The organism is Lentibacter sp. (genome assembly GCF_029254145.1).
Lineage (GTDB): Bacteria > Pseudomonadota > Alphaproteobacteria > Rhodobacterales > Rhodobacteraceae > Lentibacter.
The window spans coordinates 1-11,503 of the sequence record NZ_JAQWYD010000063.1 but is presented as its reverse complement, the minus strand read 5'-3'; the positions used below and the strand labels follow the sequence as shown (position 1 = coordinate 11,503).

The following is an 11,503-nucleotide window of genomic DNA, read 5'->3' as shown; positions in this document are numbered from 1 at the left end:
CCTGTCGGGTTCACGTGCCATTCCGTTTCAGGCAGGATCCAGCCTTCAGGGAGGACTTCGAGAATATAGGGCTCAACCACGGCGCGCACGTCTTGAGATGTCATGCTTTCGTCGAGGTGCTGGGTGGAGAGCACGATCGAGCTGACGCCGACGGGCTTGCCATCGCGGTAGGTCACGGAAATCTGGCTCTTGGCGTCTGGCCCGAGGGTTGGCTCGGTTCCGTTTTTGCGTACCTCGGCGAGGCGGCGCAAAATCGCGTGAGAAAACTGGATTGGGGCGGGCATAAGCGCGTCTGTTTCAGAGCAGGCATAGCCGAACATGATGCCTTGGTCGCCAGCGCCTTCGTCCTTGTCGGCCGAGGCATCTACGCCTTGGGCGATGTGGGCGGATTGCTCATGTAGAAGATTGGTGATTTCGCAGGTGTTCCAGTGGAACTTGTCTTGCTCATAGCCGATGTCTTTGATGCAGGCGCGCGTGATCGCATCAACCTTGCCCATATACTCGGAGAGCTTGGCTTGATCGGCGAGGCCGACTTCGCCGCCGATCACGACACGGTTTGTTGTGGCAAAGGTTTCGCATGCGACGCGAGCTTCGGGCTCTTGTGTGAGGAAGGCGTCGAGGATGGCATCAGAGATGCGGTCGCAGACTTTATCGGGGTGGCCTTCGGAGACGGACTCTGAAGTGAAGGTATAGTTTTGACGTACCATGAAAGTGCTCCAGTGGTTTATGATCCACCCCGTCAGGAAGCCGTTGGGGCGGTCGTTTGTTGTTATAATTCGTAGGTCGCTTGTGCGGGGCGGATTGTCAACGTGATTTGATGTGGTGGCGTCGCTCGGTGCGGGTTCGTTGCCAAGAGGCCGCGAGGAGAAGGAGGATAAGCACCAAGGCGCTCCAGTCGCCTGTCTGGCTATAGAGTGTGGGGGGCAAACGCTCGGGCAGAGGCACATCGATGAAGCCCGCGGTCCCCAGAGGGATTGACGCCAGGACGCGGCCTTGGGCGTCGATCACAGCGGAAATGCCTGTGTTGGCGGCACGGATCAGCGGGATGCCCTGTTCGATGGCGCGCATGCGCGTTTGAGAGAGGTGCTGCTGGGGGCCAGAGACCTCGCCAAACCAAGCATCATTGGTGATCTGAAGTAGATGTGTTGCGGTTTGATTGAAGGCGGCGGAGTAGGCAGGAAAGATCGCCTCATAGCAGATCAGTGGTGTGAAGCGGCCAACGCCTTCGATGTCGATTGGCATCGAGCCTGCGCCTGCGGAGTAGCCGTCGCCCTCCTGTGCGGCAAAGCCGCGGATGCCGAAGCGCGCAAGCCAATTGCCATAAGGAATATACTCACCGAAGGGGACGAGATGATGTTTGTCGTAGACGGTTGCGACTTGGCCCGTGGGACCGAGGAGTGCAAGAGAGTTAAAGAGGCGGGGGCCGTCAAAGCGCTGGATGCCGACCACCACGGGCACATCGCCTGCGGCGTCCGAGATCATGTTCAGCGCGGTCTCGGCGCGCCCGAGTGTCCACGGTACGGCGGTCTCGGGCCAGATGATCAGATCGGGGCGGGGCCCTGTGAGCGAGGGCGCGCGCGTAAAGGCGAGCTGGCGCTCAAAGAAGATGGGCACAAAGGCGGGATCCCACTTTTGATGCTGGGGCGCGTTGGGTTGGATCAGGCGCACGAGCGGCGCGTCAGGGGGGGCGCTTGTGTCTTGGCGTATGAGAGGCACGCAGGCGAGGGCGGCCAGAACCGCGATGAGAGGTAAATAGCCTGTCAGCGGCAGCCGCGCGGGGCGGGTGGCCAGCGAAACGGCTGTGATGAGCGCCAGAACCGTGAGGCCGTGGGGGCCAATAATGGCCGCATAGAGCGCCATCGGACTTTCGGACCAGAGATAGCCGAGCATGGCCCAAGGAAAGCCTGTCAGAAGATGTGCGCGGGCCAGCTCGGCCAAGGCGAGCGCGCCGATGAAGGCGAGGCGGCCACGGCCATGGGCAAAGGCGAAAGCCGTGCCCCAGAAGAGCGCGAGGCCTGCGGACATGAAGAAAAGCGCGAAAGGGGCTATCCAGCCGTGACGCCACGGATCGACCATGAATGGCTCGACGATCCAGACAAGGGCGAGGGCAAAATAACCAGTTCCAGCGGCCCAGCCTATGACGCCGGCGCTGCGGCGGCTTTGGGCGCTGAGCATCATGAGGTAAATGCAGGCGAGCGCCACGAGTGCGATGGGCCAGAGCCCAAAGGGGGCAAGACCGAGACTTGTGATCAGGCCGGCGAGCGCCGCCAGACACATTTGACGCGAAACAGGCAGCTCGGAGAGCCAGGGCAGCGGATCAAGTGGCCGCCGCATTGCCGCTTTTTTCGCTCGGGGCTGTCGACGCGGCGGCGGCTTTGGCTGCGGCCTCGGCTGCGCGGGCAACGTGATCGGGCAGGCGCACGCGCAGGCGCTTGATGCGGCGCGGGTCGGCATCGACGACTTCAAACTCAAAGCCTTCGGGATGTTTGACCACTTCGCCGCGCACGGGCACGCGGCCTGTGAGCATAAAGACAAGGCCACCGAGGGTCTCGACCTCTTCGCCATCGACCTCATCAACTTCCGTCAGAGGCAGGCCGATTTCTTCTTCAAATTCATTCAGTGGCGTTTTGGCGAGGGCGAGGTAGCCGCCCTTTTTGTCTTGGGTGAAATAGACGTCTTCTTCGGCGTCATGTTCATCTTCAATCTCACCGACGACTTGTTCGATCAGGTCCTCAATCGTTACGAGGCCATCCACGCCGCCGTATTCATCGATCACCAGCGCCATATGCTTGCGTTCGGCTTGCATTTTGGCGAGCAGAACTCCGATAGGCATTGAGGGCGGCACAAACATGAGCGGGCGCAGGAGCGCCTTCAGAGAAAAGCGGCCCTTGGCGGCAGAGCCGTTGAAGCCGTGCTGGAGCGCGAAATCCTTGAGGTGTGCCATGCCAACGGGGCTGTCGAGCGTGTCTTCATAGACAGGCAGGCGTGTCAGGCCGCTTTCGCGGAAAATGGTGACAAGCTCGTCTTTTGAAATAGTGGAGGGCACCGCAACGATATCGGCGGCAGGCACCATGACATCTTCAACAGCCATGCGGCGCAGATTGAGGACACCATGGGCAAGTGTTGGGTTTGCACTTGGCCGTGACGGCACAGGTGGCTCGTTCGGGTCTGCGGGACTGAGGGCCCGGATAATGCGGGAGAAGAACCCTGTTGTGGGTCTCGGGTGTGGATCGGCCTCGGGGGCAGGCTGCGCGCTCGGCGCTGCACTAGAAGATCCGTCTTGGTTGTCGCCCATTGTGTCTTTCCTGAAGGGTAGTCATCGCGATACTGCGATCAATATGGGTTAGCAATGCCCATTTTGCCAAGTATTTCTACCTCAAGCCCTTCCATCAACGTGGCATCTTGGTCACGGATGTGATCGTAGCCCAATAAATGAAGGGTCGCGTGGGCGATGAGATGCGTGATGTGATCGGCAAGTGGCTTGCCCTGATCGGCGGCTTCACGCGCGCATGTGTCATAGCTGATGGCAATATCGCCTAAAAAGAGCGGCTCTTCTTGCGCGTGCGGATCAGCTTCAGGACGCTCGGGAGCGCCGCCATCGGCTTCGGCTGCGAGGTCTTGGTCGGGCCAGCTGAGCACATTGGTGGGCGTGGGCTTGGAGCGGAATTCTGTATTGAGCGTGGCGATGCGTGCATCATCACAGCCGAGTAGAGCGATTTCATAGGCGGTGGGGGGAAGACCAAGATGGGCAAGCGTTTGCGCAGCGGCGGTCTCGGACAAAGCCGTGAGATGGGCCTCTGTCCAGCGGGGGTCTTCTATGATTGGGTCAATGAGCATGGGGCTGATTAGCCTTTTGGGGGCACGGGATAAAGACGTTTTGCGCGCTATGGTCTGGGGGACCAGGCCCCAAGATCACAGCCTAGCTGGGGGACCAGTCCCCCAGACCCCCTGGGATATTTCTGGAAAGAAAAAAGGGAGCGCTTGGGGGTATCTTGGGCTTAGCCGAGCGGGGCGTCGGCGTCGTAGGCTTTGATGATGGCCGCGACGAGGGGGTGGCGGACCACGTCATCGGCTGTGAAGTAATTAAAGCTGATGTTTGGGATGCGTTTGAGGAGGCGCTCGGCTTCTGACAAGCCCGACGTGATATGGGCGGGCAAATCGATTTGGGAGCGATCGCCCGTGATGACCATGCGGGAGCCTTCGCCGAGGCGGGTGAGGAACATTTTCATCTGCATCGCCGTTGCGTTCTGGGCCTCATCGAGCACCACGAAGGCATTGGAGAGGGTGCGCCCACGCATAAAGGCGAGGGGAGCGATTTCGATGCGCTTCTCTTCGAGCAGTTTGGCAAGCTGTTTGGCTGGGAGAAAGTCATTCAGCGCGTCATAGAGCGGCTGCATGTAGGGATCGACTTTGTCTTTCATGTCACCTGGCAGATAGCCGAGCTTTTCGCCTGCTTCCACAGCGGGGCGCGACAGGATGATGCGATCAACATGGCCCTCGATGAACATGTTCACGCCAACGGCGACGGCGAGGTATGTTTTGCCTGTGCCAGCGGGGCCGATGCCAAAGCCAAGTTCGCTTTTGAACAGGTTTTGGACATAGGCTTTCTGGGCGTCTGTGCGCGGCTCTACCGTTTTTTTGCGGGTGCGGATTTCGACGCGGCCAGACTGGAACATCTCCATTTGTCCAGCAGGGGCGGGCGTGGCGGCGCTGCGGGCGTCGTCGGCACTTGTGCTCATTCGGAACTCGCGGTCGATATCGGCGGGCTCGACGGAGCGCCCCTCTTCCAAGCGCTCATAGAGCGTGGTGAGCACGCGGGCGGCGGCCTCTGTGCTGAAGGCGTCGCCAATGACGGCGAGGTGATTGCCGCGACGCAGGATCTGGACGCCGCTCTTCTGCTCGATGTCTGCCAAGTTGCGATCAAATTCGCCGCAGAGCTCGACCAAGAGCCGGTTGTCAGGAAAGTCGAGAAGGACTTCGCCAAGTGTGTCTTGGTCTTTTGATTTGATGTCGGGGCCTGCGGGGGGAAGTGTTGTCGCGGTCAAGCCAGTCTCCTGATTATGCTGTCTGGTGTTTGGGTGTGCTTGGCAAAGTCGCCCCCCAAATACAACAGGCCACGGTGCGTGTGCACCGTGGCCTGAGCATCATTTGGCTTGAGAGGCGCGCCCTTAGAGCAGGTCATTGATTGTTTGGTCGCCTTTGTAGGGGCCAATCGCTGTGTTGGGCGGTGCGATGCCGGAGCATCCGGGCTTGCCATAGGGGTCGAGGCGCTGGGAGAGGTAGCCTTCGATGCCGTCGTAGATGATCCAGTGTTCGCATCCGTCCGGATCAACCCAAATTGTTGGTGCATATCTTTCGCCCGTTACGGTGCGCGTTCCTTGCTGTGCTTCTGCCGCAGTGACTGTCATCACGGCGCCCAGAGCGAAGGCAGCAAGGCTTGTTACTGATTTGGAAATCAAATTAGCCACAGCCGATGTCCCTTTTAATTATTTCCCCCGATCAGGCCCGAGATTGGTATGGCAGCCATGGGCACTGAACAACTCGTTATAGGAAGCAGTTTATCAAGATTGTCTGGCTTGTGAAGCTCAGAAATTACAATATCTTGTGGTGTTTCGGCGTAAATGAGCAGTTCTTGGGTGTAATTACATTCTGTTGCATAATTTTTGGCCCGCTTCAGGGGGGCAGAGGGTATGCGGGCGCAGAATCACTTGTTCACAAGTTCACCAGCCAGAGAGTTGCGTACGCTTTCAATGATTCTGACGCGGGCGATTGCGCCACGGGGGAGGTCGCAGTTTTTGACGTGCACGGCGTGCAGGTAGCCTGTCTTGCCCATCATTTGGCCTTCGAATTTGCCGGGCTTTTCAAAGAGTACGTCAAGTTCGCGGCCGAGCATCGTATCCTGAATGGCTTTTTGCTGATGCGCGATGAGCGCTTGCAGCTCTTGGAGCCGGGCGTCGGCCACGGCGGCCTCGACCTCGGGGCGCTCGGCGGCGGGCGTTCCGGGGCGGGGGGAGTATTTGAACGAGAAGCCTTGGCCGAAGTTCACTTCACGGATGATATCAAGCGTGTCGGCATGGTCCTGATCGGTTTCTTCAGGGAAGCCAACGATGAAGTCCCCCGAGATCAGAATATCTGGGCGCGCCTCACGGATGCGCTCGATCAGCTTGAGATAGCTGTCGCGGGTGTGGGAGCGGTTCATGCGCTTGAGGATTTTGTCTGAGCCTGACTGCACGGGGAGGTGCAGATAGGGCATCAGCTTGTCACAAGTTCCATGCGCCTCGATCAGCTCGTCCGTCATGTCGTTTGGATGGCTTGTGGTAAAGCGGATACGCTCTAGCCCGTCGATTTTGTCGAGTTTCCAGATGAGCTGGGCAAGGGTTGCTTCCGAGCCGTCCGTGCCAAAGCCATGATAGGCGTTCACGTTCTGGCCCAGAAGTGTGATCTCGCGTACGCCGCGCTCAACAAGGTCGCGCGCTTCGGTGAGAATACGGTCGACAGGGCGAGATACCTCGGAACCGCGTGTATAAGGCACAACGCAGAAAGCGCAGAACTTGTCACAGCCTTCCTGAACGGTGAGAAAAGCTGTTGGGCCGCGAGCGGCCTTGGGGCGCGCGGCAAGGTGCTCGAATTTATCATCGATGGGGAAGTCTGTATCGAGAGCCTTTTCGCCCGTGAGCACTTTGGCCTCCATTTCTGGTAGGCGGTGATAGCTCTGGGGGCCAACGACAAGGTCTACCATCGGCTGCCGGCGCATGATTTCTGCGCCTTCGGCCTGGGCCACACAGCCAGCGACACCGATCTTCAGATCGGGGCGGGCGTCTTTGAGGGGCTTGTAGCGGCCCAGCTCGGAATAGACTTTTTCGGCGGCTTTTTCGCGGATGTGGCAAGTGTTGAGCAGGATCATGTCCGCGTCTTCAGGCGTGTCTGTCTGTTCGTAGCCTTTGAGGGCTTCGGCCATGCGCTCACTGTCATAGACGTTCATCTGGCAACCATAGGTCTTGATGAAGAGCTTTTTGGGGCTTGTCATAGGCGTGTGTCCTGCGTGCGCGAATTTGGCCGCTGAGTAGCGAAAATGCTGCCCACTTGCAATGCACGATGAATTAACCGATTCTATTCCAAAAACGGGCTTATGAGTATGCAGATTAGTTTTTCCAATCTTGAGACCTTTATCAAAGAGGGCGCTGCATTTTTGGCCAAAGGGCCGATCGCACTTGTCTTTGCCGAGGATGAGGCCGAGCTCGACACCACATTGCGCCACCATCAGCAGCTTGGCTTTCATCGGGTGATTGGATTTATGCCGAGCGCATTTTCGCTTGCTGCCGATCTGGTCGATACGGTTGTGCGTGTGAATTACGATGTGCGCGGGGAAGAGGCGCTCAGCAAGGCTGTGAACGCCGTTATTGATAAAGCACAGGGGCAGTGGCTTTATTACTGCTTCAATGCTGAATACCTTTTCTATCCGTTTTGCGAGACGCGGGTTGTGGGCGAAATGCTTGCGTTTCATACTGAAGAGCGCCGCGATGCTATGCTCACCTATGTGGTGGATCTCTATGCTGGCGATCTGGACAGCTATCCAAGCGCAGTTTCTCTTGATAGCGCCTTTATTGACCGCTCAGGATATTACGCGCTCGCGCGGCCTGATGCAGCCAATCACAATCATCCAAAAGAACGGCAGCTCGACTTTTTTGGCGGGTTGCGGTGGCGCTATGAGGAGCACATCCCGGTGCCACGCCGCAAGATTGACCGTATTGCGCTGTTTCGGGCCCAGCCAAGCTTGCGACTGCGCGAAGATCACACCTTTAACGACGAAGAATACAATACCTTTGCCTGCCCTTGGCACAACAACATCACGGCTTCGATTTGCTCGTTCCGAACGGCCAAAGCGCTCAAGCGCAACCCAGGCTCGACTTTTGATATCCATAGTTTCAAGTGGCATAACTCTGTCCCCTTTGAATGGCATTCGCGCCAGTTGCTTGACTTGCGCCTGATGGAACCGGGGCAGTGGTTTTAGGCGGTTAGGCGTAGACCTCCTTCAGCGGCTCGGCTAAAACCCCTGAGAAATTTCACGGGGACTGATATGTCATCACACGGCGCCGCACTTCCGATGCTCTCACGCAAATGTACAGGCCTTACGGGCGAAGCCCATGTGCCCGGCGATAAATCGATCTCGCATCGCTCGCTGATTTTGGGGGCAATGTGCGTGGGCGAGACCCGCATCACAGGGCTTTTGGAGGGGCAGGATGTTCTCGACACAGGCCGTGCGATGCGCGCGTTTGGGGCTGAAGTTGAAGACCTTGGCCAAGGCAACTGGCGGGTTTACGGCGTTGGCGTTGGCGGGTTTACAGAGCCTGACAATGTGATTGACTGCGGCAATTCCGGCACGGGCGTGCGTCTGATTATGGGCGCGATGGCGGCCACTGATATGACGGCAACCTTTACGGGCGATGCCTCGCTCAATTCGCGGCCGATGGCGCGGGTGACGGACCCGCTGGCTTTGTTTGGAGCGCGGGCCTACGGGCGGCGCGGCGGGCGCTTGCCGATGACGATTGTGGGCGCTGCAGATGCGGCGCCTGTGCAATACACTGTGCCTGTTCCGAGTGCTCAGGTGAAATCTGCTGTCTTGCTGGCGGCGCTAAATGCGCGCGGCGAGAGCCAAGTTATTGAGCGTGAAGCGACGCGGGACCACACCGAGCGAATGCTGGCTGGCTTTGGCGCGACAATCGAGACGGAAGAGACCGCCGAGGGCCGTATCATTCGTCTGCAGGGTCAGCCCGAGCTTAAAGCTCAAGATATCACTGTGCCGCGCGACCCGAGCTCTGCGGCCTTTCCTGTCTGTGCGGCGATTATCACTGAAGGTTCAGATGTGCTCGTGCCCAACATTGGCCTCAATCCGACGCGGGCGGGGCTGTTTACCACGCTGATCGAGATGGGCGCAGACCTGACCTATGAAAATCTGCGCGAAGAGGGCGGCGAGCCTGTGGCTGACTTGCGCGCCAAATTCTCGCCCAACCTCAAGGGGATCGAAGTTCCGCCTGCGCGTGCGGCGAGCATGATTGACGAATATCCTGTGCTCTCTGTTGTGGCGGCCTTTGCTGAAGGGCGTACCGAAATGCACGGTGTGAAAGAGCTGCGTGTGAAGGAAAGCGACAGGATCGACGCGATGGCCAAGGGGCTGCGCGCTGCGGGTGTGACTGTCGACGAAGGCGAGGACTGGTGGGCTGTTGAGGGCCGTGGGTTTGGAAATGTCACCGGCGGCGCGACAGTTGAGAGCCGTCTGGATCATCGTATTGCGATGTCGTTCCTGATTCTCGGAATGGCGAGCGAGCAGCCTATGCAGGTTGATGATGGCGGACCGATTGCGACGTCTTTCCCGATATTTGAGAGCCTGATGGGCGGGCTTGGCGCTAAAATCGAGCGGGTGTGACATGAGCTTTGCGATTGCCATCGACGGGCCGGCTGCGGCGGGGAAGGGCACGATTTCCAAGGCTGTGGCCGCGCATTTTGGATTTGCGCATCTAGATACGGGGCTTTTGTATCGGGCTGTTGGTGCCAAAGTGCTTGACGGGGTCGACCCGATTGAGGCGGCGCGCAGTCTTGTGTCGGAAGACTTGGATAATGATGCGCTGCGCACAGCGGATGTGGCGCAAGCCGCGAGCCGTATCGCTGTGATTGGTGAAGTGCGTGCGGCACTGGTGGACTTTCAACGCGCGTTTGCGCGGCGTGCGGGCGGGGCCGTTCTGGACGGGCGCGACATCGGGACGGTGATTTGCCCTGACGCAGAGGCCAAGCTTTTTGTGACCGCCAGTGCCGAGGTGCGCGCAGCGCGACGCCACGCGGAGCTTTTGGGGCGGGGCTCCGAGGCGAGCTTTGAGGCGGTTTTGGCAGATGTGAAAGAGCGCGATTCGCGTGACGCGGGCCGCGCTGAAGCGCCGATGGTTGCGGCTTTGGATGCTGTTTTGATTGACACCTCAAGCATGAGTATTGACGCCGCCGTGACGGCGGCGATCGCAGCAGTGGAGGCCGCACGAAAATGACAACACGCAGGCTTGGAAAAAATGGCCCAGAGATCAGCGCGATCGGGTATGGGGCGATGTCTTTTTCGGATTTTTACGGCGCAACGAGTGAGACGGAAAGCCATGCGATCCTTGATCATTGCCGCGATGTCGGATTGACCCACCTTGACAGCTCCAACATCTACGGCATGGGCCGTTCTGAAGAGGTGATCGGAAGCTACTTTGCGGCCCATCCTGACGCCAAGCAGGAGTTTGTGATTGCGACCAAGGCATCGATTGCCAGAGACGAAAGTGAAAATCGCATTTTTAGAAATGATCGCAAGCATTTGGAAGAAGAACTTGATAAGTCACTTCAACGCATGGGTGTCGATCATGTGGGTCTGTTTTATGTCCATCGTCGTGATCCGAACGTGCCGATTGAAGAAGTGACAGAGAGCCTTGCGGCGATTGTGAAGACGGGCAAGGCGCTTGGCTTTGGTTACTCTGAAATCGCGCCGAGCAGCCTGCGCCGTGCGGCAAAAGTGGCACATGTCAGTGCAGTGCAATCGGAGTATTCCTTGAGCACGCGCAGCCCTGAATTGGGCCTGGTTCAGGCCTGTGCCGAACTTGGCACAGCGCTTGTTGCATTTAGCCCTGTCGGGCGCTCTTTGTTGACCGATACGCCCCTGAGTTTTGAGGCCGTGCAGAGCCTTGACTTCTTGCGCGGCAATCCGCGGTTTATGCGCCCGAATTATGAGGCCAACGTGAGGGCTGCAGCGTGCTTTTGCGCTTTGGCGGCCGAGATGGGTGTAAGTGCTGCGGGGCTGGCCAACGCATGGCTGCTGGCGCAGGGAGACCATGTGATCCCGATCCCCGGGACGCGGTCTGTCTCGCATTTGAGTGATTGCTTGCAGGGGCGTGACCTTGTGCTGACGGGTGAGGACCTCGCGCGGATCGAAATGGCCTTGCCGCTCGGGTGGGCGCATGGGGACAGATACTCGGACGCGCAGTGGATCGGACCTGAGCGCTACTGTTAAGACTGGTTTTGCGTGGCAAATCCGACCGACGCGGGGGAACGCTGCTCTCCCGCACCTCCTCGGGATATTTTTAGAAAGAGGAAACCTGTCGTTTGCAGAGCAAAAAAAGGGCTGGGGCTTGCCTTTGAGGCAAGAGCGTTATATACGCGCGCATGTCGAACAAGGCGGGGCTACCGCAGGACAAAATGAGCAGGGTCGGAAAAGTCCGGCCCTCTTTGTTTTAAAAGCTGCCAGCGCTGTCTGACCAATAGAAACCCGAAGACCGGCGGAGACAACCGCACGGCCAGAAACACTTAAAAGGAATGAAACGCCACATGGCTAGCACAGTATCTATGGAAGACTTCGAAGCGCTTTTGAATGAAAGCTTCGAAATGGACACGCCCGAAGAGGGCTCTGTTGTCAAAGGCAAGGTTATCGCGATCGAAGCGGGCCAAGCTATCATCGACGTCGGCTACAAAATGGAAGGCCGCGTTG

General features: G+C 58.5%; 12 protein-coding genes and 1 riboswitch. Of the genes, 5 read left to right on the top strand and 7 right to left on the bottom strand.

All coding sequences use genetic code 11. The annotated features are described in order from the left end of the window. The 7 genes from P8O11_RS07350 to miaB all read right to left on the bottom strand — a co-directional run. Window positions 1-707, bottom strand: a 707-nt coding sequence (locus P8O11_RS07350) for an S-adenosylmethionine synthetase N-terminal domain-containing protein (RefSeq protein ID WP_300293218.1), incomplete at its 3' end; no start/stop codon positions are given. Window positions 708-712: 5 nt separating this feature from the next. Further along, a riboswitch (SAM-SAH riboswitch) is annotated at window positions 713-762 on the bottom strand. A gap of 42 nt (window positions 763-804) precedes the next feature. After that, on the bottom strand, window positions 805-2,334 hold the full coding sequence (gene lnt, locus P8O11_RS07345) for an apolipoprotein N-acyltransferase (protein ID WP_300293216.1): 1,530 nt from the start codon (window positions 2,332-2,334) through the stop codon (window positions 805-807). After that, window positions 2,318-3,295, bottom strand: a complete 978-nt coding sequence (locus P8O11_RS07340) for a hemolysin family protein (RefSeq protein WP_089887962.1) — start codon at window positions 3,293-3,295, stop codon at window positions 2,318-2,320. The genes lnt and P8O11_RS07340 overlap by 17 nt, the downstream gene beginning before the upstream one ends. Window positions 3,296-3,333: 38 nt before the next feature. Next, window positions 3,334-3,837, bottom strand: a complete 504-nt coding sequence (gene ybeY, locus P8O11_RS07335) for an rRNA maturation RNase YbeY (protein WP_300293214.1) — start codon at window positions 3,835-3,837, stop codon at window positions 3,334-3,336. Window positions 3,838-3,998: 161 nt separating this feature from the next. After that, the gene (locus P8O11_RS07330; protein ID WP_089888967.1) at window positions 3,999-5,009 is read right to left on the bottom strand and encodes a PhoH family protein; all 1,011 of its coding nucleotides are present in this window, start codon (window positions 5,007-5,009) and stop codon (window positions 3,999-4,001) included. Between the two features lie 159 nt (window positions 5,010-5,168). Beyond that, a complete protein-coding gene (locus P8O11_RS07325) occupies window positions 5,169-5,468 on the bottom strand; it encodes a hypothetical protein (protein WP_300293212.1) in 300 nt (99 codons plus the stop codon). A gap of 236 nt (window positions 5,469-5,704) precedes the next feature. Next, complete coding sequence (miaB, locus tag P8O11_RS07320; protein ID WP_300293210.1) at window positions 5,705-7,027, bottom strand: tRNA (N6-isopentenyl adenosine(37)-C2)-methylthiotransferase MiaB; 1,323 nt, start codon at window positions 7,025-7,027, stop codon at window positions 5,705-5,707. A 114-nt stretch (window positions 7,028-7,141) separates the two neighbouring features. Between miaB and P8O11_RS07315 the strand changes: the two genes are divergently transcribed. The 5 genes from P8O11_RS07315 to P8O11_RS07295 form a co-directional block, all read left to right on the top strand. Continuing rightward, entirely contained in the window at window positions 7,142-8,011 is an 870-nt protein-coding gene (locus P8O11_RS07315) for a hypothetical protein (RefSeq protein ID WP_300293223.1), read from the top strand. Between the two features lie 66 nt (window positions 8,012-8,077). Next, window positions 8,078-9,424, top strand: a complete 1,347-nt coding sequence (aroA, locus tag P8O11_RS07310) for a 3-phosphoshikimate 1-carboxyvinyltransferase (RefSeq protein ID WP_300293208.1) — start codon at window positions 8,078-8,080, stop codon at window positions 9,422-9,424. Window position 9,425: 1 nt separating this feature from the next. Then, on the top strand, window positions 9,426-10,034 hold the full coding sequence (locus P8O11_RS07305) for a d(CMP) kinase (RefSeq protein WP_300293206.1): 609 nt from the start codon (window positions 9,426-9,428) through the stop codon (window positions 10,032-10,034). Beyond that, a complete protein-coding gene (locus P8O11_RS07300; RefSeq protein WP_300293204.1) occupies window positions 10,031-11,029 on the top strand; it encodes an aldo/keto reductase in 999 nt (332 codons plus the stop codon). The genes P8O11_RS07305 and P8O11_RS07300 overlap by 4 nt, the downstream gene beginning before the upstream one ends. 314 nt (window positions 11,030-11,343) lie before the next feature. Then, a partial coding sequence (locus tag P8O11_RS07295) for a S1 RNA-binding domain-containing protein (protein ID WP_300293221.1) occupies window positions 11,344-11,503 on the top strand: 160 nt, incomplete at its 3' end.